General features: G+C 64.6%; 21 protein-coding genes. 17 read left to right on the top strand and 4 right to left on the bottom strand.

Annotation, left to right across the window (positions count from 1 at the left end; genetic code table 11):
- Positions 1-69 precede the first annotated feature (69 nt).
- From rfbC to rfbA, 4 genes are all read left to right on the top strand, one after another.
- Entirely contained in the window at positions 70-624 is a 555-nt protein-coding gene (gene rfbC / locus SM763_RS20965) for a dTDP-4-dehydrorhamnose 3,5-epimerase (RefSeq protein ID WP_368999638.1), read from the top strand.
- Between the two features lie 3 nt (positions 625-627).
- Complete coding sequence (rfbB, locus tag SM763_RS20960) at positions 628-1,680, top strand: dTDP-glucose 4,6-dehydratase (protein ID WP_368999621.1); 1,053 nt, start codon at positions 628-630, stop codon at positions 1,678-1,680.
- A 109-nt stretch (positions 1,681-1,789) separates the two neighbouring features.
- On the top strand, positions 1,790-2,638 hold the full coding sequence (gene rfbD / locus SM763_RS20955) for a dTDP-4-dehydrorhamnose reductase (RefSeq protein ID WP_368999620.1): 849 nt from the start codon (positions 1,790-1,792) through the stop codon (positions 2,636-2,638).
- Complete coding sequence (gene rfbA / locus SM763_RS20950) at positions 2,635-3,519, top strand: glucose-1-phosphate thymidylyltransferase RfbA (RefSeq protein ID WP_368999619.1); 885 nt, start codon at positions 2,635-2,637, stop codon at positions 3,517-3,519. Before rfbD ends, rfbA begins: the two co-directional genes overlap by 4 nt.
- A 6-nt stretch (positions 3,520-3,525) precedes the next feature.
- Here the strand turns inward: rfbA and SM763_RS20945 are convergent, their stop codons facing one another.
- A complete protein-coding gene (locus SM763_RS20945) occupies positions 3,526-4,641 on the bottom strand; it encodes a polysaccharide biosynthesis/export family protein (protein ID WP_368999618.1) in 1,116 nt (371 codons plus the stop codon).
- 111 nt (positions 4,642-4,752) lie between these two features.
- Between SM763_RS20945 and SM763_RS20940 the strand changes: the two genes are divergently transcribed.
- Positions 4,753-5,670 carry an NAD-dependent epimerase/dehydratase family protein gene (locus SM763_RS20940; protein WP_368999617.1) on the top strand — a complete coding sequence of 306 codons (918 nt, stop codon included), beginning with the start codon at positions 4,753-4,755 and terminating at the stop codon, positions 5,668-5,670.
- Positions 5,671-5,718: 48 nt separating this feature from the next.
- On the opposite strand, the gene eda is transcribed toward SM763_RS20940, so the two are convergent.
- Both eda and gntR read right to left on the bottom strand, forming a co-directional pair.
- Entirely contained in the window at positions 5,719-6,366 is a 648-nt protein-coding gene (gene eda / locus SM763_RS20935; RefSeq protein WP_368999616.1) for a bifunctional 4-hydroxy-2-oxoglutarate aldolase/2-dehydro-3-deoxy-phosphogluconate aldolase, read from the bottom strand.
- Between the two features lie 97 nt (positions 6,367-6,463).
- On the bottom strand, positions 6,464-7,495 hold the full coding sequence (gntR, locus tag SM763_RS20930) for an HTH-type transcriptional regulator GntR (RefSeq protein WP_368999615.1): 1,032 nt from the start codon (positions 7,493-7,495) through the stop codon (positions 6,464-6,466).
- A gap of 96 nt (positions 7,496-7,591) precedes the next feature.
- Between gntR and SM763_RS20925 the strand changes: the two genes are divergently transcribed.
- The 12 genes from SM763_RS20925 to glmM all read left to right on the top strand — a co-directional run bounded on the left by SM763_RS20925 (position 7,592) and on the right by glmM (position 22,552).
- Positions 7,592-8,614, top strand: a complete 1,023-nt coding sequence (locus SM763_RS20925; protein ID WP_368999614.1) for a TRAP transporter substrate-binding protein — start codon at positions 7,592-7,594, stop codon at positions 8,612-8,614.
- Between the two features lie 66 nt (positions 8,615-8,680).
- A complete protein-coding gene (locus SM763_RS20920; protein ID WP_368999613.1) occupies positions 8,681-9,241 on the top strand; it encodes a TRAP transporter small permease subunit in 561 nt (186 codons plus the stop codon).
- A gap of 3 nt (positions 9,242-9,244) precedes the next feature.
- Positions 9,245-10,570, top strand: a complete 1,326-nt coding sequence (locus SM763_RS20915; protein WP_368999612.1) for a TRAP transporter large permease — start codon at positions 9,245-9,247, stop codon at positions 10,568-10,570.
- 9 nt (positions 10,571-10,579) lie between these two features.
- Entirely contained in the window at positions 10,580-12,376 is a 1,797-nt protein-coding gene (locus SM763_RS20910) for an IlvD/Edd family dehydratase (protein WP_368999611.1), read from the top strand.
- Positions 12,377-12,385: 9 nt separating this feature from the next.
- Complete coding sequence (locus SM763_RS20905) at positions 12,386-13,324, top strand: sugar kinase (protein ID WP_368999610.1); 939 nt, start codon at positions 12,386-12,388, stop codon at positions 13,322-13,324.
- Positions 13,325-13,424: 100 nt separating this feature from the next.
- Positions 13,425-14,036, top strand: a complete 612-nt coding sequence (locus SM763_RS20900) for a sugar transferase (protein WP_368999609.1) — start codon at positions 13,425-13,427, stop codon at positions 14,034-14,036.
- Between the two features lie 259 nt (positions 14,037-14,295).
- Complete coding sequence (locus SM763_RS20895; RefSeq protein WP_368999608.1) at positions 14,296-16,170, top strand: polysaccharide biosynthesis protein; 1,875 nt, start codon at positions 14,296-14,298, stop codon at positions 16,168-16,170.
- 91 nt (positions 16,171-16,261) lie between these two features.
- On the top strand, positions 16,262-18,535 hold the full coding sequence (locus SM763_RS20890; RefSeq protein ID WP_368999607.1) for a YjbH domain-containing protein: 2,274 nt from the start codon (positions 16,262-16,264) through the stop codon (positions 18,533-18,535).
- A gap of 2 nt (positions 18,536-18,537) precedes the next feature.
- Complete coding sequence (locus tag SM763_RS20885; protein ID WP_368999606.1) at positions 18,538-19,257, top strand: YjbF family lipoprotein; 720 nt, start codon at positions 18,538-18,540, stop codon at positions 19,255-19,257.
- Positions 19,258-19,431: 174 nt separating this feature from the next.
- Positions 19,432-19,683 carry a hypothetical protein gene (locus tag SM763_RS20880; RefSeq protein WP_368999605.1) on the top strand — a complete coding sequence of 84 codons (252 nt, stop codon included), beginning with the start codon at positions 19,432-19,434 and terminating at the stop codon, positions 19,681-19,683.
- Positions 19,684-19,887: 204 nt separating this feature from the next.
- The gene (gene tviB, locus SM763_RS20875; RefSeq protein WP_368999604.1) at positions 19,888-21,162 is read left to right on the top strand and encodes a Vi polysaccharide biosynthesis UDP-N-acetylglucosamine C-6 dehydrogenase TviB; all 1,275 of its coding nucleotides are present in this window, start codon (positions 19,888-19,890) and stop codon (positions 21,160-21,162) included.
- A 46-nt stretch (positions 21,163-21,208) separates the two neighbouring features.
- Positions 21,209-22,552 carry a phosphoglucosamine mutase gene (gene glmM, locus SM763_RS20870; RefSeq protein ID WP_368999603.1) on the top strand — a complete coding sequence of 448 codons (1,344 nt, stop codon included), beginning with the start codon at positions 21,209-21,211 and terminating at the stop codon, positions 22,550-22,552.
- 12 nt (positions 22,553-22,564) lie between these two features.
- Here glmM and SM763_RS20865 read toward each other — a convergent pair whose 3' ends face one another.
- Positions 22,565-25,249 (bottom strand): methyl-accepting chemotaxis protein, encoded by a 2,685-nt coding sequence (locus tag SM763_RS20865; protein WP_368999602.1) that lies wholly within the window; start codon positions 25,247-25,249, stop codon positions 22,565-22,567.
- Positions 25,250-25,600: the final 351 nt, after the last annotated feature.

Below are 25,600 nucleotides of genomic sequence, written 5' to 3'. Positions count from 1 at the left end.
ACTGGCGCGGGGGCGCCGGAGCGGCTAGGACTGCGGCAGGAAAAGATCATCCAGATCGGGACGGACAGGATGCAGATCGAAGAGACAGGCATGCCGGGACTGAAGGTCCTGACACCGCAGCGGTTCGGGGATGCCCGCGGCTTTTTCAGCGAAAGCTGGAACCGGCAGCGGATGGCAGACCACGGGCTGGATTTCGAATTCGTGCAGGACAATCATTCGTTGTCGTCGCAGGTCGGCACCCTGCGGGGGCTGCATTTCCAGGCGCCGCCCCATGCTCAGGACAAGCTGGTGCGCTGCGGGCGCGGGGCGCTTTTTGATGTGGCGGTGGATATCCGCAAGGGCTCGCGCAGCTATGGCAAGTGGTTCGGGATCGAGTTGAGCGCGGAAAACGGCAAGCAGTTGCTGGTGCCCAAGGGCTTCCTGCATGGGTTCATCACCCGCGCGCCGGATACCGAGATCATCTACAAATGCACCGATTATTACGCGCCCGAGTGTGATGGTGCCGTGGCCTGGGACAGCTGCGGCATCGACTGGGGCTTTGAGGGCACGCCGGTCCTGTCGGATAAGGACGCCGCCGCCGGCGCGCTGGCAGATTTCGACAGCCCGTTTGTCTGGGAAGGATAACCCATGAAGATACTCGTGACCGGCGGCGCCGGATTTATCGGCTCTGCCGTGGTGCGCCTGGCGATTGCCCGGGGCCATCAGGTGGTGAACCTCGATGCGCTGACCTATGCCGCCTGTCTTGAGAATGTGGCCGGAGTGGCAGACAGCCCGGATTACGCTTTTGAGCAAGCCGACATCCGCGACCGCGCCGCGCTCGACCGGGTCTTTGCTGCGCATAAGCCCGATGCGGTGATGCATCTGGCCGCCGAAAGTCACGTGGACCGCTCGATCGACGGGCCGGGCGATTTCATCGAGACCAATATCACCGGCACCTTCAACATGCTGGAGGCCGCGCGCAAATACTGGGCTCGGAATGACCGCCCCGAAGACTTCCGCTTCCATCACATCTCTACCGATGAGGTCTATGGCTCGCTGCCCAATGATCCTGAGATGATGTTCACCGAAGACACCGCCTATGATCCGCGCTCACCCTATTCGGCCTCCAAGGCCAGCTCCGACCATCTGGTGCGCGCCTGGGCCGAGACCTACGGGCTGCCGGTGGTGCTGACCAATTGTTCCAACAACTACGGCCCCTATCATTTCCCGGAGAAACTCATTCCGGTGGTGATCCTCAACGCGCTGGCCGGAAAGGCCCTGCCGATCTATGGCGATGGGTCGAACATCCGCGACTGGCTTTATGTGGAAGATCACGCTGATGCGCTGTTGCTGGTGTTGCAGAAGGGGGCGCTGGGGCGCTCCTATAATATCGGTGGCGAGAACGAGCGCAGCAATCTGGAACTGGTGCAGACGCTTTGCGCGATCCTGGACGAAAAACGTCCGCGCGCCGATGGTAAGTCTTATGCCGATCAGATCACCTTTGTCACCGACCGGCCGGGTCATGACGCGCGCTATGCCATCGATCCCTCGCGTATCCGCGAGGAACTGGGCTGGCGGCCAAGCGTCACGGTCGAGGAAGGTCTGGCCCGCACCGTGCAATGGTATCTCGACAATGAACCCTGGTGGCGCGCTCTGCAGGACCGTCACGGTGTTGGGCAGCGGCTGGGGACTGGCGAATGATGGCCCGGGGTGCGTATAGCAGCCCGGGCAACGCCCGCCCCGCCCCCATGGGCGGGCGTTTCACGCCCACCCCGGTGCGGGCGCTGCCCTTGGTTTGGGGGAAGAGGACATGATCCTTGTCTTCGGAGAAACCGGCCAGTTGGCCCGTGAATTGGCGCTGCATGAGGAGGTCACCTGTCTGGGGCGGGATCAGGCGGATCTCTCCGATCCCGATGCCTGCGGGGAGATCATCCGTGCTCATGCGCCTGCGGCGGTGATCAATGCCGCCGCCTATACCGCTGTCGATCGCGCCGAAGAGGAAGAGGAACTGGCCACGGTGATCAACGGGGTTGCCCCCGCCGCCATGGCCCGCTCCTGCGCTGATCTGGGGATTCCCTTTGTCACCGTTTCCACCGATTACGTCTTTGATGGCCGCGGCTATGCCCCCTGGAACCCTAAGGATACGACCGGTCCGCTTGGCGCCTATGGCCGCAGCAAGCTGGTCGGCGAAGAGGCGGTACGCGCAGCAGGGGGGGCATATGCCATCCTGCGCACCTCCTGGGTGGTCTCGGCCCATGGCAACAATTTCATCAAGACCATGCTGCGCCTGGGCAAGGAACGCGACCGCCTGACCATCGTGGCGGATCAGATCGGTGCCCCGACCCCGGCGCGCGCCATCGCGGTGGCCTGCATGACGATCGCCGGGCAACTGGCCGAGGATCCGGGCAAGAGCGGCACCTATCATTTAGCAGGTACACCGGACACCAGCTGGGCCGGGTTTGCGCGCGAGATCTTTGCCCGCGCGGGCCTTGCGTGCGAAGTGGTGGATATCCCCTCCAGCGAGTATCCGACTCCGGCAAGGCGGCCGTTGAACTCTAGGCTCGATTGCGCGTTGTTAGAGACTGTTTTTGGCATCACCCGTCCCGATTGGCGGGCGGGCCTTGATGATATTCTGAAAGATCTGGGGGAGAGCGCATGACGGCACGCAGCACCACGCGCAAAGGCATCATTCTGGCGGGGGGCTCCGGCACCCGGCTTTATCCGATCACCATGGGGGTGTCGAAACAGCTTTTGCCGATCTACGACAAGCCGATGATCTATTACCCGCTGTCGGTGCTGCTGCTGGCGGGCATCCGCGAGATCTGCATCATCACCACGCCGCAGGATCAGGGTCAGTTCAAGCGCACCCTTGGTGATGGCAGCCAGTGGGGCGTCTCGCTGACGTATGTGGTGCAACCGTCGCCCGATGGTCTGGCGCAGGCCTATATCCTGGCCGAGGACTTCCTTGATGGCGCGCCCTCGGCGCTGGTGCTGGGCGACAATATCTTCTTCGGCCATGGTCTGCCGAGCCTGCTGGCGGCAGCAGATGAACAGGCCAGCGGCGGCACCGTCTTTGGTTATCACGTGGCCGACCCCGAACGCTATGGCGTGGTAGATTTCGATGACCAGGGCACCGCCAGGGAGATTATCGAAAAGCCCGAGGTGCCACCGTCGAATTATGCGGTGACCGGGCTTTACTTCCTCGATGGCACCGCGCCCGCCCGCGCCCGCAAGGTGAAGCCTTCGCCGCGCGGCGAGCTGGAGATCACCGATCTTCTGCAGATGTATCTGGATGAAGGCAGCCTGCGGGTGGAAACCATGGGCCGCGGTTATGCCTGGCTTGATACCGGCACCCATGGCTCGCTTCTGGATGCGGGCAATTTTGTGCGCACCCTGACCAAACGCCAGGGGCTGCAGACCGGCTGCCTTGAGGAAATCGCCTATGAGCAGGGCTGGATCGACGATCAGCAGCTGCAGGCCCGCGCCGATCTATTCAAGAAGAATGACTACGGCACTTATCTGGAGCGGCTGCTGGACTGACGCGCGTTACAGCACGCCAGCCCGACTGAAGACACCGAAGAAGTTGCCGATGAGATTGGAGACGGTCAACGCATCGTTCACCGGGGATTCGGTGGCAATGACCAGATCGCCTGGGTTGATCTCGAACTTGCGGGCGGAAAACAGCCCGTCCGCCGTGGTCAGGTCCAGGGTGAAGACCACGCGGTTGTGGCGCGGGCCACGTCGGCCCGGCGCCACCGCCGAAGCCGGGTATTCGCGCAGGACCAGCAGCCCTTCGGGATCGGCCTTGCTGTCCTGAAAGCCCCCCGAGACCGAGATCGCGTCCATCGCCGACATCTCGTCCTTGGTGAAGATATGCAGATCCTCGGTACCGGTGGCCCCGAAGGAGAGGAAATAGCGCTCGTCCTCTTCCACGAAAACCCGGTCGCCGCCGCGCAAAAGCGTATCAAGGCGGGGATTGTTCAGCAGGTTCTGCACCGAGGTGCCGTAGATATTGCTGCCCCGCACCAGGCGGATCTGCGGGTTGTTGAGGTTGGAGGAAATACCGCCCCCGGCCGAGATCAACCCCATCACGGTATAGTTGCGGTCCGGCATCGGGTAGGTGCCGGGCCGGGCAACGCCGGAAACCAGATCGACCGAGTTGCCGCGCCCTTCGGCCATGTCCAGCTGCAGCTGCGCCGAAGGCACGATGGCTTCCAGCTCTTCCTGCAGTTTTTCCCGCGCCAGATCCGGGGTCAGCCCCAGCACGTTCACATTGCCCACATAGGGCATGAAGACAGAGCCGTTCGAGGCCACCCGCACGTCCTGCAGCTGCACCATCTTCTGCTCGGAGGAGGTCAGCAGGGAATTGTCGCTGCTGTCCCAGATCCGGAGCGTCAGCGTGTCGCCGGCCTGGATGATCTGGGTCTTGGCGCCCTGGCTGGCGCGGATCCAGCCCAAAAGCTCTTTCTGGCCGGTTTCCGGCCATTGCCCCACCGTCGGCAGGAAGGCGCGGGTGACCTGATAAAGCGCAAAATCGGCATCCGGTTCGCTGGACTGGGCCAGGATTTCCTCGCTGACGGGGGCGCCGCTTGGCAGACGGCCACAAGCCGCCGACAAAAGAACGAGGCTGACGGCGGCGAGCAGTGAAATGAAAGAGCGCATGGAGTCCCTGTCCGGAAACGGCTTGATTTCTGATCCGGTTTCGGACCTGTGGTTATTATTCGAGCAAGATACTGGGCCTGTGCCATGCGTCAACAACAAGCGTCAACACCTATGGAGGCAGAATCGGGGGGCGATCCCACAGCCCCGGCCATTCTGGTGCTCGGCGCTGGTGGGCGGATCGGCGGGCTGTTGCGCCGGGATTGGCCGACCCTGCTGCCTGTGGGCAGCGATCTGCGCTGGCAGGCGCGCCGCCGTCCGGCTGATTGTACCGCAGGGGAAGCCTGGCATATCCTTGCGCCGCTGGAAGATCCCGCGACCCTGGCGCGGGCGGCAGAGGGCACCGATACGATTCTCTGCCTCGCTGGTGTCACCCCGGGCCACGGCGGCGATCTCGATGACAATGCCCGCCTCGCCGAAGCCGCGATAAAGGCGGCGCAGGCAAGCAATCAGGCCAGCTCCCAAAACCCCGCCAGTGACAGAAAGACGCGGGTGTTGCTGGCGTCCTCGGCGGCGGTCTATGGCAATCAGCCCGGTGTCCTGTCCGAAGAGGCGCCGTTGCATCCGGCCAATCCCTATGGCGTCGCCAAGGCCGAAATGGAGGCGCAGGTCCTCAGGCTGGGGGCAGAGGCCGGGGTGGCGGTCACCGCCCTCAGGATCGGCAATATCGCGGGGCTCGATGCCATCCTTGGCGGCTGGCGCCCTGGGTTTCAGCTGGACCGTTTCGCTGATGGCACGACGCCCCGGCGCAGCTATATCGGGGTGCGGATGCTGGCGCAGGTGCTGGCGGCGCTGGTGCAGCACCCCGACTTGCCGAATGTCTTGAACCTGGCCCAGCCCGGCCCGGTTGCCATGGGCGATCTGCTGCGCGCAGCGGGGCTGGATTTCAGCTTGCGCCCGGCGCCCGATACCGCCATCCCCGAGGTTGCGCTGGAGGTGACCCGGCTGGCCGGTCTGCTGCCGCCGGATGTGCCGCTGCCCCTAGCCGATCCGGCGCAGCTGGTGGCCGAATGGGCTGCGCGGGCCTCATGAAGCCCGGCCTTGCCCGCCCGGCTTGCCTCACTTGGCCTGCCTGGCCGGTCAGGCAGGCAATTGGGCTGCCGCCCGGGCCAACGTCCGGATCGCGCTCCAGTCGCCTGCGCTCACCAGCTCTTGCGGGGCGATCCAGCTGCCACCCGCGCAGACCACATTGGGCAGATCCAGATATCCCTGCACATTTCCGGGGGTGATGCCGCCGGTCGGGCAAAAGGAAATCTGCGGCAGCGGCGCGCCTATGGCCTTCAGGGTCGGAGCGCCGCCAGAGGCCTCGGCCGGGAAGAATTTCTGCATCCGGTAGCCGCGGGCCAGCAGCCGCATGGCCTCTGACGCGGTGGCGGCGCCGGGCAGCAGCGGCAAGCCGATCTTCTCGCAGGCGTCCAGCAGCGCATCGGTGGCGCCGGGGGAGACGCCGAACTCTGCGCCGGCCTCTTTCGCCGCCACCGCATCATCCGGGGTGATCAGCGTGCCGGCCCCGACCACGCAGCCCGGCACCTGCGCCATGTCGCGGATCGCCTCCAGCGCCGCCGGAGTGCGCAGGGTCACTTCAAGGGCTGGCAGGCCACCGCTGATGAGGGCCTCGGCCAGCGGCCCGGCGGCTGCGGCCTCCCGGATCACCAGCACCGGCATCACCGGTGCCAGGGCGCAGATCTCGCGGCTGCGGAGGCTGGCTTCCTGAGGGGTTATTTGCATGGGGTATGCTCCGGAATTGAAGGCGCCGGGGCAGGCGGAGCGCGCCGCCCGGCGGTTGCGGGGGGAGTTGAAAAGGGAAAGAGGCCGCGGTGAGGGTTCAGCCGCCCTGCCGTTTTGTCGTGCCGCGCGGGATGACCTCAAAGCCAAGGTTGATATCCTGGCGCTCGGCACTCTCCGGCGCCTCCAGGGCGCGCATCAGATGCGCCACCGCTTCGGTGCCGATCTGGTAGCGCGGCGTCGCCACCGAGGTCAGCGCGGGGTTGAGGTGACGGCTCATCTCCAGGTCGTTGAAGCCGCAGATGCCAAGATCCTCGGGCACCCGGATGCCGCGGCGCTGCGCTTCGAACAGCGCCCCGGCGGCCAGGTCGTCGTTGTTGCAGAAGATCGCATCGGTGTCCGGCGCCCGGGCGAACAGATCAGACAGCAGGGTGCCGCCCAGCCCGACGCTGGAGGCCTTGGGGGTCGTCACCACCCGGTCGGGGTCGAACAGGCCGCGCTCCTCCAGCTCGCTGCGGAACCCGGCAAAGCGGCGCTGCGAGCGCGGGTCCATGCGGGCGCCGAGAAAGCCGATGCGCTGGTAGCCCTGATCGGCAAGATGCCCGGTTGCGGCGCGGCCGGCGTCAAAGTGGGACAGGCCGATCAGACTGTCGACCGCCTCGCCATCGCTGTCCATGATCTGCACCACCGGGCAGGGCGCTGCCTGCAGCAACCTGCGGCAGGCCTCGGTCTGATTGACGCCCGCCAGAATCATGCCGGCCGGCTTCTGGTTCAGGAAGGTGCGCACCAGCTTTTCCTCGGTCTCGGGGCTGTAGCGGTAATTGGCGATCTGGATGGAAAACCGGCTGCCTTCGAGCGCATCGTAAAGCCCGCGCAGCACATCGGTGAAGACGCTGTTGGTCAGCGAGGGAATCAGCAGCCCGATCACATCGGTCCGGGTCGAGGCCAGCGTCGAGGCGGCCGCATCGGGCACGTAGCCAAGCGCGTCGATGGAGCGCCTGACTCGCTTGCGGGCGCTTTCGGAAACCAGCTGGGGGGAACGGATCGTCCGGGAAACAGTGATCGCGCTAACTCCAGCGTGGGTAGCGACGTCCTTTAGGGTAATCCTATAGTTTTCGGTCTTTTTTTTCATTGGAAAACACTCTGCCATGAAAGCCTTTGGATGGCAAGTTGACAAATGATTGCGCAATCATTACTCCTGCCGTCAACTTTTAAGGGAGGAAGGCTCATGAAAGATACTTTTGCGAAACTGGCCTGGTCGGCGGTGGCCATGCTGTCGGTGTCGGGCGCGGCGCTGGCGGCCGAATACGATTTCCGCTTCCAGTCCTCGGATCCGGCGGGCAATGCGAATTTCCTGCTGCAGCAGAGCTGGGCCGAGGATGTCGCGGCGCGCACCGATGGCCGGATTGCCATCGAACTGCTGCCGGTTGGCACCATCGTGGCGCATAGCGAAACCCAGGACGCGGTGGCGGCGGGCATCCTCAACGGCCATTTCACCGACACCTCCTATTTCGCCGGCAAGGAGCCGGCCTTTGGCCTGATCGCGAACCCGGTCGGCGCTTGGTCGGACCCCGAGCAGATGCTGGATTTCATGGAGAACGGCGGCGGCAAGGAGCTGATGAACACGCTGATGGAGCCCTATGGGCTGCATTTCATCGGCGCCACCACCCCCGGGCTTGAAGCCTTCCTGTCCAAGGTGCCGCTGGACGGTGTGGACGATCTCAAGGGCCTGAAAATGCGCGCCCCCGAAGGCATGGTGCAAAAGGTCTTTGCCGCGGCCGGCGCCGCGCCGGTGAACCTGCCGGGCAGTGAGGTCTTCACCTCGCTCGACAAGGGCGTCATCGATGCGGCCGATTACACCGTGTTCTCAACCAACCATGCCCAGGGCATGCACGACATTGCCACCCACCCGGTCTATCCCGGCTTCCACTCGATGCCGCTGGTCGAGGTGAGCATCAACAAGGCGACCTGGGATGCGCTGCCGACAGATCTGCAAGAGGCGCTGGAGGACAGCGTGTCCGACTTCGCCCGTAAGCAGATCGGCGTTCTGGCCGAGCGCGATGCGGCGGCCGTGGCCGAGGCGACCGCGTCGGGCAAGGTGACCGTGCATGACTGGCCGGCCGAGGAACGCGCCCGTTTCCGTGCCATCGCCAAGGACGAATGGGCCGCGGCAGCCGAGGCCTCCGAAGCCTCGATGCTGGTCTATGAAACCCTGACCGGCTATCTCAGCGACAAGGGCCTGCTGCAATAAGCAGTCCGGCATGCAAGCGCCCCGACCCCCGCGGGCCGGGGCGCGTTCTTTTTCTGGATCCGCCCCATGACCGAAGACACAACGCCTCAGACTCACGACGCCGATGCTGATACCGGCGCCGCTCCGGAAGCCGGCGCCCTAGGCCGGATCGTCAATACGGCAGGCACCGGCTTTGCCCTCGCCATCCTGTCCTGCGCGGGCATCCTGTTTCTCGAGGTCATCCTGCGCTACGGCTTCAACCGTCCGACGGTCTGGGCGCATGAGACGGTGATCTTCCTCACCGCCTGCTCCTTTGTCTTCGGTGGGCTTTATGCGGCGGCGCGCAATGCGCATATCCGGGTGGTGCTGATCTATGACCAGCTTTCGGCCTCTGCCCGGCGGATCATGGATGTGGGGATCTCGGCCGCCTGCAGCCTGGCCTGCGCCTGTTTCGCCTGGGCCTCCTGGACCAGCGTCGCGCGGGCGGTCTGGACACCCTCGGGGGCGCTGCGCCTGGAAACCAGCGGCAGCGCCTGGAACCCGCCGACGCCGGGCCTGACCAAAGTGTTTCTCTTTGTCGTGCTGCTGCTGCTGGCGCTGCAATTCGCGGTTCTTGCCGTCAATTATCTTCGTAAGCCGGGGTCCTGATCGATGGAACTTCTGATGCTGATCCCCGACTTCAAGGCGATGGGGATCGAATGGGCGACCTTTTCGATGTTTGCCATGCTGCTGGTGCTGCTGCTGACCGGCATGCCGCTGGCCTTTGTCACCCTGCTGGTGGCGCTGATCTTTGCCCTGGGCTGGTTCGGGCCGATGGCGGTGCCGCTGATCACCTCGCGGATCTTCAGCTTCGTCAACAGCTTTGTCTTTGTCTCGGTGCCGATGTTCGTGCTGATGGCGGCGATTCTGGACCGGTCTGGCATTGCCCGCGATCTGTTCGACGCGATGCGGGTGGTCGGCGGCCGCCTGCGCGGCGGTGTTGCCATCCAGACCCTGCTGGTGGCGGTGGTACTGGCGGCGATGTCCGGCATCATCGGCGGCGAGGTGGTGCTGCTGGGTCTGCTGGCGCTGCCGCAGATGCTGCGGCTGGGCTATGATCAGCGGCTGGCGATCGGCGTCTGCTGCGCGGGTGGCGCGCTTGGCACCATGGTGCCGCCCTCGATCGTGCTGATCATCTACGGGCTGACGGCCAGCGTCTCGATCGGCGATCTGTTCACCGCCTCTTTCCTGCCCGGGCTGATGCTGGCCGGGTTCTATATCACCTATGTGCTGATCCGCGCCTATCTGAACCCGGCGGTGGCGCCGGTGCCCGAGGCCGGGGAAATCCCCACCCGGGAAAAGCTGCGCCTGCTCAAGGGGCTGATCCTGCCGATCCTGGTGGTGATCTTCGTTCTCGGATCGATCTACGGCGGCATCGCCTCGGTCACCGAGGCCTCGGCCATCGGGGTGATCGGCGTGACCCTGTCGACGGTGATCCGCGGCGAATTCACCCTGGCGCTGCTGAAGGGCGCAGCGCTGCAGACCCTGTCGACCGTCGGCATGATCGTCTGGATCGGCATCGGCGCCTCGGCTCTGGTTGGTGTGTTCAACCTGATGGGCGGCATCAATTTCGTCTCCACGCTGATCACCGGCATTTCAGACAATCCCACCGTCATCGTGCTGGTGATGATGCTGCTTCTCTTTGTGCTGGGGATGTTCCTGGATTGGGTCGGTATCGCGCTTCTGACCATGCCGATCTTTGTGCCCATCGTGCGCGATCTGGGCTTTGATCCGGTCTGGTTCGGGGTTGTCTTTGCGATGAACATGCAGGTCAGCTTCTTGTCGCCGCCCTTTGGCCCGGCAGCCTTTTACCTCAAATCGGTGGCGCCTGCGGGCATCTCGCTGGGCGAGATTTTCCGCTCGCTGCTGCCCTTCATCGCGATGCAGATGCTGGCGCTGGCACTGCTGATTGCCTTTCCCGGCATCACCGGAAGATAGGAGCCTGACATGACTGGCAAAACTGGCAAGAAACTGCGCTCGCGCGAGTGGTTCAACAACCTGGCCGATCCGGAGATGACGGCGCTGTATCTGGAGCGCTACCTGAATTACGGGCTGACCCTCGAAGAGTTGCGCTCGGACAAGCCGATCATCGCCATCGCCCAGACCGGCAGCGATCTGTCGCCCTGCAACCGGCACCATCTGGAACTGGCCAACCGCACCCGCGAGGCGATCCGCTCCGCAGGCGGTATCGTGCTGGAAGTGCCGGTGCATCCGATTCAGGAAACCGGTAAACGCCCCACCGCCATGCTGGACCGCAACCTGGCCTATCTGAGCCTGGTGGAGACGCTTTATGGCTATCCCATCGACGGCGTTGTCCTGACCATCGGCTGCGACAAGACCACGCCGGCCCTGCTGATGGCGGCGGCAACGGTGAATATCCCGGCCATCGCGCTGTCGGTCGGGCCGATGCTGAATGGCTGGCACAAGGGCAAGCGGGCCGGCTCCGGCAGCGTGATCTGGGAAGCCCGCCAGCAGCTGGCCGCGGGCGAGATCGACGCCGAGGGGTTCCTCGAAATGGCTGCTTCCTCGGCGCCGTCGGTGGGCTATTGCAACACCATGGGCACCGCCTCGACGATGAACTCTCTGGCCGAGGTGCTGGGCATGCAGCTGCCGGGTTCGGCCGCGATCCCGGCGCCCTACCGGGAGCGCGGCCAGATGGCCTATTACACCGGGCTGCGCATCGTCGAGATGGTCAATCAGGACCTGCGCCCCAGCGATATCATGACCCGCGCGGCCTTTGAGAATGCCATCGTCGTGGCCTCGGCGCTTGGCGGCTCCACCAATGCGCCGATCCATATGAACGCCATCGCCCGGCATCTGGGTATCGAACTCAGCAACGGCGACTGGGAGCGACTGGGCCATGAGGTGCCGCTGCTGGTGAACATGCAGCCTTCGGGTCAGTATCTGGGCGAGGATTTCTTCCGCGCCGGCGGGGTGCCTGCGGTGATTGCCGAGCTGCTGAAGGCGGGGCTGCTGCCGCATCCGGAGGTCGCCATGGCCAATGGCAGGACGGTGGCGGAGAATTATCAGGCGGCGGAAACCGCGGATGCGGATGTGATCCGCCCGGCCTCGGCGCCGCTGCTGGCCAATGCAGGTTTTCTGAACCTGTCGGGCAACCTGTTCGACAGCGCGCTGATGAAGACTTCGGTGATCAATGATGAATTCCGCGGCCGCTACCTGTCCGATCCGCAGGATCCCAATGCCTTTGAAGGCCGGGTGATTGTCTTCGATGGCCCCGAGCAGTTCCATCAGACCATCGATGATCCGGCGCTGGATATCGATGCCCATTGCATCCTGGTGATGCGCGGTGCCGGCCCCAAGGGCTATCCCGGCGGCGCCGAGGTGGTGAACATGCGGCCGCCCTCCTATCTGATCAAGCAGGGGGTGCATGCGATGCCCTGCATCGGCGACGGGCGGCAATCCGGCACCTCCGGCTCAGCCTCGATCCTGAATGCTTCGCCCGAGGCTGCGGATGGTGGCGGCTTGGCGCTGCTGGAAAACGGCGACCGGATCCGCGTCGATCTGAACGCGCGCAGCGTGAATGTGCTGCTGAGCGCAGAGGAACTGGCGGCCCGCCGCGCCCGGCTTGAGGCCGCAGGCGGCTATGCGATGCCGCAAAGCCAGACCCCCTGGCAGGAGATGTTCCGCGCCAGCGTGCGGCCCTTCTCGGACGGCATGGTGATGGAAGGGGCGACGGAATACCGCGATGTCGCCCGCAAACATCCCTTGCGCAACAATCACTGAGGGGCGGCGATGATATCGGGAAGACTGCTCTGTCTGGGCGAGCCTCTGGTCGAATTCAGCGATGCGGGCGATGGCAGTTGGCGCGGTGGCATTGGCGGCGATGTCTCCAATGTGGCCATCGCAGCCGCCCGCCAGGGCGCGGATGCGGCGATGCTGGCGCATCTGGGCGATGATGCCTTTGGTGCCATGATCCGCCAGGTCTGGGACGATGAAGGGGTGGATCACCGCCATGTGGCGGCCGTCGCGAGGGCCGAGACCGGGCTCTATTTCATCACCTATCGCGATGGCGCCCATCACTTCGAATACCGCCGGGCCAATTCGGCAGCGGCGCAGATGCAGCCGCAGGACCTGCCGGAAGAGGCCTTTGCCGGGGTTGGTGTGCTGCATCTGTCCGGCATTTCGCAGGCCATCAGCGCCTCGGCCCATGCGGCGGCGGACCGGGCGGTGGCACTGGCGCGACAGGGCGGCGTGAAGATATCCTATGATCCCAACCTGCGGCTGAAGCTCTGGCCACTGGAGCGGGCGCGCGCAGCGGCGGAGGCGACCATCGCCCAGGCCGATATCGTGCTGCCGGGATATGAGGATGCGCGCCAGTTGACCGGGCTGGACCGGGCTGAGGATATCCTTAGCCATTATCGCGGCCTTGGCGCCGGGCTGGTGGCGATGACCATGGGCGGGGAGGGCGTGCTGGTCTCTTTTGATCAGGAGGTGCAGCATTTTTCCGCGCCAAAAGTGCAGGAAGTCGATGCCAGCGGCGCCGGTGATTGCTTTGACGGCGTCTTTCTGGCGCAAGTGCTGCAGGGGCGCGGGGTCCCGGAGGCCGCGCAATATGCCACCGCGGCGGCAGCCCTGTCGGTGACGCGCTATGGCGCGGCGCTGTCCGTCCCCACGGCGCAGGAGGTCAAAGCCGCCTTTCCGGATCATGTCGTGCCGGGCTGCCGCGCCTGACTTGGGGCTTGGCAGGGAAGAGCGCTTAAAATACGAGGAGACCCTGAAGGCTGTCGTGCCTTTGACCTTGCCGTACCACCCCCATGACGGAAGCAGAGACATGACCTGGGACAAACGCCTTTTCGATCTTTTCTTTGCCACGCTGCTGATCGTGATTCTGGGGCCGATCCTGCTGGTGCTGCTGCTCTGGCTGCTGCTGAAGGAAGGGCGACCGCTGTTTTATGTGGCAGAACGGATGAAAACGCCGGACCAGCCCTTTGATCTCTGGAAGCTCCGCACCATGACCGTGGTGGCCGAGGATGCGGGCGTCTCCGGCGGCGACAAGGCGGCGCGCATCACCCGCACCGGCGCCTGGCTGCGGCGCAAGCGGCTGGATGAATTTCCCCAGCTCTGGAACATCCTCAAAGGCGATCTCAGCTTTGTCGGGCCGCGCCCGCCGCTGCGCCAATATGTGGAGGCCCATCCTGAAGTCTATGAAAAGGTGCTGAAAAGCCGTCCCGGCGTCACCGGGCTGGCTTCGATCACGTATCACAAGCACGAGGCGGCGCTGCTGGCACGCTGCAACAGCCCCGAGGAAACCGATGCGGTCTATTCGCGCATCTGCGTGCCTGCCAAGGCGCGGCTCGATTTGATTTACCAGCGCCACCGTAACATGTGCTATGATTTCGATCTGGTGTTCCAGACCATCGGCAATATTTTCCGCCGCGGTTAGTTGCCTGTTTTTGGGGGCAGACAGGGTCCGGATTTGGCGACTTTCCGCTGCCCCGGGGTTTGTGCTAAAGCCAAAACAGGATAGAGATAACCATTAGACGAATTTGAACAGTGATCCGGGTGATTTTAAAAAACCGGGCGGATAGCATGGGCGGGATTGCAAAAAAACGCATCATGCAAAGGCGGCAACCCGAAGTCGTGACCGGGCAGGGTCATGGCAGGGACAACCGGGCAGGCTGTCAGGGAACAGGGGCACAAGCGTGTTTAATCTGATCAGTGCATTATCGCGCAAACAGAAATCCTATATCTTTCTGGCTATTGATCTGGCTCTGATCCCCTTGGCGCTTTTGTTCACCTTCGCAGTGCAGCCGCTGCCGGATCCTGCCCTGAAAACCCTGATTCTGATGGTGCCGGTGCTGCCCTATGCCATGGCGGTGATGGCGGCGATGTCGGTCTGGCTGGGGCTGCCGATGGTGCAGCTCAACGCCTATGAACGCCACGCGGTGACGCTGACGGCGGCGGTCGCCTTCGTGACCGCCCTTGTGGTGGCCGGGCTGACCTATCTGTTCGGCCCCGACCTGACGCCCGGCACCCATGTGGTCTTCGGTACCAGCTATTTCCTGTTCCTGGTCGCCACCCGTGGGGTTCTGCATCAGGTGGTCATGGCGATCTACCGCCGCGCACAGCCGCGCTGCCGGGTGCTGATCTACGGTGCGGGCACCACCGGCACCCAGCTGGCACAGGCACTGAAGGCCCATGACGGCATCGATCCGGTGGCATTTGTCGATGACAATTCCTCGCTGCAGGGCATGACGCTGGTGGGCTTGCCGGTCTTCCCACCCGCCCGTATCGACCACATCGTCAAGACCCGCAGCATCAAGCGGGTGCTGCTGGCGATGCCGTCGCAAAGCCAGCCGAAACAGGCTCAGATCACCAAGCACCTGCAGGATATGCAGCTGGAAGTGCAGGCGCTACCCTCCTTTGCCCAGCTGATCGGCGAAGAGGCGCTGGTGGACAAGCTGACTCCGGTGGCGCCGCAGAAATTCCTCGGCCGCGCGGCCCGCGATGTGCCCTTGCAGGAGGCCGCCGCCTCCTATGCCGGGCGGGTGGTTCTGGTCTCTGGCGCCGGCGGGTCGATCGGCTCGGAGCTCTGCCGTCAGGTGCTGGCCTGCGCGCCGACGAAACTGGTGCTTTTCGAACTGTCCGAACTGGCGCTTTATACCGTGCATCAGGAAATGAAGCAGTTGACCGCGGGCACCGGGATCGAGGTTGTGCCGGTGCTGGGATCGGTCACAGATCCGCGTCAGGTGCGGTTGGTGCTGAACACCCACGACGTGCAGGTGGTGCTGCATGCGGCGGCCTATAAACACGTCCCCCTGGTCGAGGCCAACCCGCTACCGGGCCTTGCCAACAACGTCTTTGGCACCGAAACCCTGGCCCGGGCGGCGGCGCAGACCGGGGTGGAACGTTTCATCCTGATTTCCTCGGACAAGGCGGTGCGGCCGACCAATGTGATGGGCGCCTCCAAACGCATGGCCGAGCTGGTGGTGCAGGATCTGGCCAGCCGCCATCCGAACACCGTCTTCACCATGGTGCGCTTTGGTAATGTGCTGGGCTCTTCCGGCTCGGTGGTGCCGCTGTTTCAGGAACAGATCAGCCGCGGCGGCCCGGTGACCGTTACCGATCCCAATGTGAAACGCTATTTCATGACCATCCGCGAAGCGGTGCAGCTGGTGCTGCAGGCCGGCGCCGAGGCCATGGGTGGCGAGGTCTTCGTGCTGGACATGGGCGAGCCGGTCTCGATCCTGCAGCTGGCCCGGCAGGTGATCGCCAGCGCCGGTTACACGGTGCGCGATGAAGACAATCCCGATGGCGATATCGCCATCGACATCATCGGGCTGCGCCCCGGCGAGAAGATGGAAGAGGAGCTGACCCTCAGCCAGGAGGTGATCGGCACCCGGCATCAGAAGATTTTCTGCGCCCGGGAAACCGTGTTGTCGGAACTCGAAACCGCCGCCCTCTTGCGCGGGCTGCGCCAGGCGGTGGCGGCCGGGGACGAGACGGCGGCCCGGCAGGTGGTCACGCGCTGGGTCGAAGGCTATACCCAGCCCCCGGCGGACCGGAAAACCTCATGAGCGCACGCCGCGCTGTTCTGACCGTTGATCCGGTTCGGGATTCTGTGTTCTAACCGCCTGAGGCAGGCATTTTCAGACAGTCAGGACCGTCGTGACCTCTTCCCGCAGATATACGTTCCGGCGCGTTTTCCCCTCTTTCGCAGGGCCGGGCCCCTCTGGCCTCTCTGCCGCGATCATCGCGGGGATCTGCACAGGCGCCTCTGGCGCCCTGGCGCAGGACAGTACCACGGCGCCGGGATTTGCCACCGCAGCGCAGGTCGACAACTTTGATGCGCCCAGTCTGGAGCCACCCGCAGCACCGGGGCTCAATTTCTACGGCACCCCCGGCCTGATGGACACGCCAAGCGCCGAAATGCTGCCGGACGGGCATTTTGCCACCACCTTTTCCTGGTTTGGCGGGCAGAGCCGCTACAACCTGACCTTCCAGGCGCTGCCCTGGCTCAGCGCTTCCTTCCGCTACAACGGCATCCGCAATCTCAACCTCTTTGGCTTCAACACCTATTACGACCGCGGCTTTGACGTGCGCTTCCGGCTGCTGCGTGAACGGCGCTACCTGCCGGAACTGACCATGGGACTGCAGGATTTCGCGGGCACCGGGGTCTATGCGGCGGAATATCTGGTCGCCACCAAGCGGATCGAGACGCCGCCCCTGCGCTTTGGCGGCGCGGCCGGGCGCAGCCCCGGCCAGCTGAAAGTCTCGGCCGGTCTTGGCTGGGGGCGGCTTGGCTCCTATGGGGCGGTGGGCAATATCGGCGGCAAGCGCCCCAGTTTCGTGGGCGGCGGCACCGGCGGCAACCTGTCCTATGACCAGTGGTTCCGCGGCGATTTCGCGCCTTTTGCGGGCATCGAATGGCAGGCCAATGAACGCTGGTCCGTCAAGGCGGAATATTCCTCGGACGCCTATGTGACCGAGACCCGCATCTCCAATGTCTTCGAGCGCAAGTCGCAGGTGAACTACGGGCTTGAATACCAATGGTCCAAGACCACCCGCATCGGCGCCTATTACATGTATGGCTCCGAACTTGGCATCACCGCGCAGTTCCAGCTGAAGCCCCGGCACCCGATCATCGCGACCCAGGTGCCCGCCCCGGCCCCCATCGTGCCGCGCAGCCAATGGGCCACGAAAGAGGAACACTGGAGCCAGGACTGGACCGAGAGCGAATATAAACGCACCCGGTTCCGCGATCTGGTGGCCGAAGGGCTGAAGCCGCACGGGCTGGTGCTGGAGGCGATCGACCTCAAGGGAACCGAGGCCGAGGTGCGGTTCCGCAACCCGCGCTACCGCTCCTATGCCATTGCAGTGGGCCGGGTGGCGCGCACCATGGCGCTGACGCTGCCGCCCTCGATCGAGACCTTCCGCATCATTTCGGTGCGTTCGGGCATGGGCCTGTCGACCACGGTGATTCGGCGCTCCGATCTGGAAGAACTGGAATTCTCGCCCGAGGCCTCCGATGGTCTGATGGCGGTGGCGGCGGTGACCGGCGCCGGGCCGCTGCCCGAGACGGCGATTTTTTCGGAGGAGCTTTATCCCGCCTTCACCCGCTCCATCAGCCCTTATGCGGCGCCGGCCTATTTCGATCCGGCTCGGCCATTCCGGCTGGACGTGGGGGTGGATTTCGCCGCGGGCTATTCCCCGGCGCCCGGCTGGCGCATCGCCGGTAGCATCCGCCAGCGGGCTTGGGGCAACGTGCAGGACGGGCGGGCGTCGAACTCGGTGCTGCCGCATGTGCGCACCGACCAGTCCTTCTATGCGCAATACGGCACCACGCTGGAAAACCTCTACGTGGACCGCAGCTGGCAGCCGCGGCGCAACGTCTATGCCCGGCTGCGCGCGGGCCTGTTTGAAAGCATGTATGGTGGTCTGTCGGGCGAGGTGCTGTGGAAACCGGTCTCCAGCCCGCTGGCACTGGGGGTCGAGGCCAATTACGTCATTCAGCGCGATTACGACCAGCGCCTGTCCTTCCGCGATTACAAGACCTTCACCGGCCATGCCTCGGCCTATCTGGAGCTGGGCGAAAGCTATCAGGCGCAGGTCGATGTGGGTCGCTACCTGGCCGGGGATTACGGCGGCACCTTCAGCCTGTTCCGGGAGTTCGAGAACGGCTTCAAGGTCGGCGGCTTCTTCACCCTGACCAATGTCTCGGCGGCAGAGTTCGGCGAAGGCTCCTTTGACAAGGGGTTCTACTTCCGCATTCCGCTCGGCTGGCTCCTGGGCAAGGAAACCCGCAACGCCTACGGGCTGACCATCCGCCCGATCCAGCGGGACGGCGGCCAGCGCGTCGGTGGGGTTGGCGGTCTTTACGGCGATGTACGCACCGCCCACCGCCGCAGCCTGCAGGCGCAACGGGCGAGGTTCTGGGAATGAACATGGCACAGCTGACCCGCCCCCTGCGCGTGCTCGCCGGGATCCTGAGCGCTGCGCTTGTGCTGGCCGCCTGCAGTGGCGGGCCGCAGGATGCGCCGCTTGAGGTGGAAATCATGCAGGTCGTCGGCCAGCAGGTAAAACAACGCCTCAAGCGCCAGCCCGAGCGTCCGCCGGTGACGCGGGCGCTGCTCGACAGTCTGGATGAGACCTATATCGAGGTCACCATCGAGGACGATGGCCAGCGCGCCTATCTGCAGCCGCAGCTGGTGAAACAGGACAGCACCCCGGGTCAGGTCACCGTCTGGCTGACCGAGGATGCGGTGACGCTGGCGATGCGCAATGGCGTGCTCACCGCCACCCGCGGGCTGCGCAACGACATGCTGTCCTCCTCGGCGCTGGTCCGCGAGACCGGCGGCGCCATGGGACCTGTGGGGGGGGCGACGGGCGCACGGCGCTATGAGTTTGCCGCGCTCGACAACCGGTCGCAGGCCTTCACCCTGGCCTGTACCGTCTTGGATCTGGGCCCGGAGACCATCGAAATCATCGAGTTAACCTACCAGACCCGGCATCTGCAGGAACGCTGCGAGTCCGGTCCGGATGGCGAATCCGGCGTGGTGGTCAATGACTACTGGATCGATTCCCGCAGCGGCCATTTGTGGCAATCGCGGCAATGGGCCGGTCCCACCACCGGCTATCTGCGCATCCGCCAGCTGACACTTTGAGCGAATTGTCGCCTTTTTCGCCTTATTTTCCCCGCATTTCGCAGGGGGTGAGCGGTTTTCGCGCAACGTTCAAAAAAAATGTTTTTTTCTGCCTGCTGCAGTCTCTCCTTTCGTTGAATTGAAAGGAGACCTCGCATAGGGTCACCCTCAAAGGTCTCCACAGGAGTTTGGATCATGAAACAGTTCTTCGCAGCATTCGCACTGGCCGCACTGGCCGCAACATCCGCATCCGCACAGGCAACTGGCGCCGCAGCTGCCGGTAACGGCGGCGGCGGCAGCGGTGGTGCAGGTCTCGGCGGCGGTCTGGGTGCAGGCGGTATCGCAGCAGGTGTGGTCGCGGCAGCGGTCATCGTTGGTGTTGTCACCAACGACGACAACGAAACCGGCACCACCACCACCACGACCACGACCGGCAACGGCAACTAAGCCAGAGGGTCGCAGCCGGTATTCTCCGGCGGATGATATTTCGAAAAAGCGGGTCCTCTGTGGCCCGCTTTTTTGCACCCTGTTGAAGCCTCTTTCGCAGCGGTTTATAGCCGAGGGTCAGACGCCTGCCGATCCGGTCTCTATCCCGATCCCTGGCAGGATTTTCGGCACGTTTCCCGGCCCGAACAGGAAAAGGACCCCGGCATGAGCGATCCAGAGGCGCGGATTTGCGTGATCGGCCTTGGCTATGTGGGCCTGCCGCTTGCGGTGGCCTTTGGCCAGCAACGCCCGACCCTGGGGTTCGACATCAGCGCTGACCGTATCACCGAGTTGCGCGGCGGCCGGGACCGCACCGGCGAGATCGCCGCCGATGATCTGACCGGGGCTGGCCAGCTTTCCTTTACCTCGGACCCAGGCGAGATTGCCGGTTGCACGATCTTCATCGTCACCGTCCCGACCCCGGTGGATGCCAGCCACCGCCCGGATCTGACGCCGCTGCTGCGCGCCTCGGAGACCGTGGGCGCCGCGCTGAAACCCGGCGATCTGGTGATCTATGAAAGCACCGTCTACCCCGGCGCCACCGAAGAAGACTGCGTGCCGGTGCTCGAAGCCGCCTCCGGGCTGGTGTTCAACCGGGATTTCCACGTCGGTTATTCGCCGGAGCGGATCAACCCGGGCGACAAGTCCCGGCGCCTGGCCGATATCGTCAAGGTCACCTCCGGCTCGACCCCCGAAGTGGCGGCACAGGTCGATGCGCTTTACCGACAGGTGGTGCAGGCGGGCACCCATCCCGCGCCCTCGATCCGGGTGGCCGAGGCCGCCAAGGTGATTGAGAACAGCCAGCGCGACATCAATATCGCCCTGATCAACGAGCTGGCGATGATCTTCAACCGCATGGATATCGATACCGAGGCGGTACTGCAGGCGGCCGGCAGCAAGTGGAATTTCCTCAACTTCCGCCCGGGTCTGGTGGGCGGGCACTGTATCGGCGTCGACCCCTATTACCTGACGCATAAGGCCGAAAGCCTTGGCTATCATCCCGAGATCCTCCTGGCGGGGCGGCGGCTCAACGATGGCATGGGCGCCTATGTGGCCGGCGAAATGGTCAAGGCGATGCTGCGCCGTGGCCTGCCTGTCGCAGGCGCGCGGGTGCTGGTGATGGGGCTGACTTTCAAGGAAAACTGCCCCGATCTGCGCAACACCCGGGTCATCGACGTTCTGCGTGCGCTTGAGGAGTTCGGTGTCCTCCCCGAGGTCCACGACCCCCATGCCGACCCCGAGGAGGCGCTGCGAGAATATGGTATCTCCCTGGTAACCGAGCCCGCTGCGGGGCGCTATGACGGGGTGATGCTGGCGGTGGCCCATGATACCTTCCGGCAGATGGGCGCCGAGGCGATCCGTGCCTATGGCACCCCCGGCGCGCTGCTTTATGATCTGAAATACATCCTGCCGCCCGAGGCCTCGGACCTGCGTCTTTAGGCAGCGGTCGGCTTTGGGGCATATCAACGGAAAGAAGACCCGACCCATGCGCAAACTCTTTGGCACCGACGGGGTGCGCGGCACCGCCAACACCCACCCGATGACCGCCGATATGGCGCTGCGCATCGGCGCTGCCGCCGGACGTTATTTCCGGCGCGAGGTCGGCGGCGTCCACCGGGTGGTGATCGGCAAGGACACCCGTCTCTCCGGCTATATGTTCGAAAACGCGCTGACCGCCGGTCTGACCTCCACCGGCATGAACGTGCTTCTGCTGGGGCCGGTGCCGACCCCGGCGGTGGGGCTGATGACGCGCTCGATGCGCGCCGATCTTGGCGTGATGATCTCGGCCAGTCACAACCCGGCCGAGGATAACGGCATCAAATTCTTCGGCCCCGATGGATTCAAACTGTCGGATCAGGCGGAGATCGAGATCGAAGCCCTGATCGAAGCCGGGGTGGAACCGGCGCAGGCAGGCAATATCGGTCGCGCCAAGCGGATCGACGATGCGCGCTTTCGCTATGGTGAGCGGGTGAAATCCTCGCTACCGCGGGATATCCGTCTGGATGGGCTGAAGGTGGTGGTGGATTGCGCCAATGGCGCAGCCCACCGCGCCGCGCCGGAAATCCTCTGGGAACTGGGCGCCGAGGTGATCGCCATGGGGACATCCCCCGATGGCACCAATATCAACCGCGGCTGCGGCTCCACCCAGCCGCAGGCGGCGGCCGAAATGGTGGTCGCCCATGGCGCCCACGTGGGGATCTGCCTTGATGGCGATGCCGACCGTGTGATCGTCATCGACGAGAACGGCACCATTGCCGATGGCGATCAGCTGATGGCGCTGCTGGCGGCGCGCTGGTCCGAGGCGGGCCAGCTGGCAGGCGGCGCGCTGGTGGCCACGGTGATGTCGAACCTTGGGCTCGAACGCTTCCTTGAGGGCAGGGGTCTTAGGCTGGAACGCACCGCTGTTGGCGACCGCTACGTGGTTGAGGCGATGCGCGCGGGCGGGTTCAACCTTGGCGGTGAACAATCCGGCCATATCGTGATGAGCGATTACGCCACCACTGGCGACGGGCTGATGGCGGGGCTGCACGTGCTGGCCGCCATGGTGCAGACCGGGCAGGCGGCCTCTCAGCTGGTGCGCCAGTTCGATCCGGTGCCGCAGCTTTTGAAGAACGTGCGCTTTGGCGCCGGGCAGACACCGCTGGAAGAGACCGGCGTTCAGGACGCGATCCGCGACGCCGAGGCCGCGCTGAACGGGCAGGGGCGTCTGCTGATCCGCAAATCCGGCACCGAGCCGCTGATCCGGGTGATGGCGGAATGCGAGGATGATGCCCTTCTGATGCGCACCGTGGATCAGGTGGTCGAAGCCGTCGAAGCCGCAACCGCCTGACGGGTCCCCGGATTAGGCCGACAGGCGCGGGGCTTCTTCAGCCATCAAATCCTGATCTGATGCGCTCTGGCCGGTGCGGAACCGGTCCAGCGCTGCGGCCATGGCCTGCGCCTCCTGCGACAGGGAGATGGAGGCCGAGGTTACCTCTTCGAAAAGGGCGGCATTCTTGGTGGTGGCATCGTCCAGATTGGCCACCGCGCCATTCACCTCCTGCAGGTTGCTGGACTGTTCGGCCGAGGCGCGCGAGATATTCTGCATCAGCTCGGCGGCGCTGGAGACGGATTGCGAAATCTCGTTGATCACCTCGCCGGTGCGCCCGACCAGATCGGCGCCCAGTTCCACATGTTCGCTGCTTTCGGCCACCAGGCTGGCGATCTCGTTGGCCGCCTCTTTCGAGCGATGTGCCAGGCTGCGCACCTCCGAGGCCACCACCGCAAAGCCCTTGCCCACGGATCCGGCCCGCGCCGCCTCGACCCCGGCATTCAGCGCCAGAAGATTGGTCTGCTGGGCGATGCTGTCGATGAGGCCGATGATCTTGGCGATCTTGTCCGAGCTTTCCTTGATCGCCTCCATGGCGGCAAAGGTGCGCTGCACCACATCCATGCTTTCGCTGGCATTGCGGCGCGCGGTCTCCACCGAGGCCGAGGCCTCGCCCGAGGCCTGCGCCGTGCTTTCGACCGAGACCGACAATTCGTTGAGCGCTGCCGCGGTGGAGGCCAGGGTCTGCGCTGAATGCTCGGAGCGGGCTGACAGATCGCGCGCGGCGCCGGAAATCTCGGTGGTGCCGCTGGCGGTGGACTGGCCGCTCTGGCTGAGGCTGCGTACGGAGTCTTCTAGCGCGCCAAGCGCCCGGTTGAAATCGTCGCGCAGCTTGCCGTAGCCCGCGCTCATCTCGTCGTGGATCCGTACCGTCAGATCGCCTTCGGCGAGCCGTTCCAGCCCCTGACCGATGGCGCTGACGGCAGCCGTCTGCTGCGCCAGATGCTGCTGGCGCTCGGCCTCGGCCGCCTTTGAAATCTCTTCCTTTTCCACCAGCCCGTTGCGGAACACCGACAGGGCCTGGGAGATGCGGCGGATTTCGCTGCTGGAACGCTCAAAGCCGGTGACCGGGCTGAGATCGCCGCCCGCCAGGTTTTCCGTGGTCTCGCTGATCCGGATCAGCGGCCGGGTGATCAGCAGCCGGGTCAGCACCAGCGCCGCCAAAAGCACCGCCGCCGAGACCGCCCAGAGGGTTTGCATCCGGGTTTGCGCCGCCTTCACATCGCGGGAGACGGAGCCGGCCATCTCGGCGATGGCGCCTTGGTTGTCGGCGCTGAGCGCCGCCGCCCGCAAGGCGATTTCGGCCACGGTACTGGCCGCCTCCTGCGAGGCAGAGACGGTTTCGGCGCGGGCGCGGATCGTGGCGATCCGCGAGGCGGCAATGCCGGTCTCCGGATCGGCATCGGCAGCGATCTGTTCCAGATCGGCAGCGAATTGCCCGCCTGCAATATCGCGAAATGCCATCAGCGCCGTGGCCGCCGCCTGCAGCGGCGCAGCGGCCTCTTCGACCGCGGCGGTGCGATCAGCGGCCAGCACCTGCAGCGCCGCCACCTGCAGGGCGTTGACCTGCGTGTTCATTTCCAGAAGCTGTTTCAAGACGCCGATTTCATTGTCCAGCAGGCTCTGCACCGCATCGCGGCTTTCCTCGACGGTTTCCTCGGCGACGATTTCCAGCACAAAGACCATGTCCTCGATCGCCTTGTGCAGGACATTGGCACTGGCCTGGCGGTGATCCAGCACCAGGGGGCGCAATTCTTTCTGTTCAGAGCGGCGCGCGTTCATCATCTGGTCAAAGATGGCAAGCGCCTCTTCGACGATGCCGGCTTCAACCGGGTCTACCTCCATCTCCACCAGCCGCTCGGGCAGGTTTTCCAGCCGCGCGGTCGAGCTTTTGGCGATATTGGACAGGGCTTTTTTCAAAGACGGATCCCGGGTCTGCCCCAGCGCCAGCGCCACCCCGGACAGAAGGTTGATATCGCCCTGCGCCTCCAGAAGGCTTTGCAGGCCGGCAAAATTTTCCTCCACCAGCACCAGAAGCGCGTCTTCGATCGCGGACATCGTGGCATCGCCCCCGGTCTGCAGGTTGGAATAGGCGGCCTCGGCGGCGCTCAGCAGCGTGTTCTGCAGATGCTGGCTGTTCTCTTGCAGATCATCGATCTGCGCCGCGATCCGGGCCTCGCTGTCAAAGGTGGTTTCCCGCGCCGCCATCAGCGCATTCAGCGACTGCACCGTTTGGGTCACCACGGCCTCATACTCGGCGCGCAGATCCGAGGGCAGGCCGGTGACCTCCTCCTGCAGGCGCTGGGTCGCCGCCTCCATCTGGCTGCGGCGGTCCTGCAGCTCTGCGGCATCATCGGCCAGCAGGATATCCGTCATCGCATTGCGGGTCAGGCCGGTGGCCTCGGTCAGCCGGGCGCTGACCTCCAGCTGCGGCAGCATCTCCTGAGTCAGCACCCCCATGTCATCGGACACCCGGGCAAAGACCAGCGACACCAACACCCCGATCCCGGCCGAGGCAGCCCCCATCGCCAGCAGGATCAGCACCAGCTTGGCCCCGATGCTGGAAAACGGCCGGAAGCGGCGCGCGGCGCGCGTCCCACCAGCTGCGGGAGCTGCGGTGGGATCGACTGCGGGATCTGTGGAGGACTTGTGAACCATACTTATCACCTGTAGCAAAGCGCCGCCCGCCTGCCCGGCGGAGGGCCTGCGGATCGGATGGGGGGCAAACAACCGCAGCCTATCAGCCTGTGGTTTAATTTTATTTTAGCCCTCTCACCCCTTTTTCAGATAATTTGATCGGGTTGATCGGACGCGGTCACGGCCAGTGTCTGCCAGCCGTTGCCCGGGGGAGCTTTCAGGTGGTTTCTGAATATTTTCAGTGCCCTGTAGGGGTCGATTCCGGCTGAGTGCAGAATGACACCCTAAGGCTCCCGCTCCCGTCTTTTACCCCCGGTTTTTGAGCCCTCTGACCACCTTCGTTGTGGCGATGAGCGTGGATCGCCTGTTTTG

It is taken from the genome of Pseudophaeobacter sp. C1-32P7, from assembly GCF_041008775.1.
Classification (GTDB): Bacteria; Pseudomonadota; Alphaproteobacteria; order Rhodobacterales; family Rhodobacteraceae; genus Phycobacter; species Phycobacter gallaeciensis_A.
The sequence above is the reverse complement of the archived record's forward strand: the minus strand, read 5'-3'. Positions and strand labels throughout refer to the sequence as shown.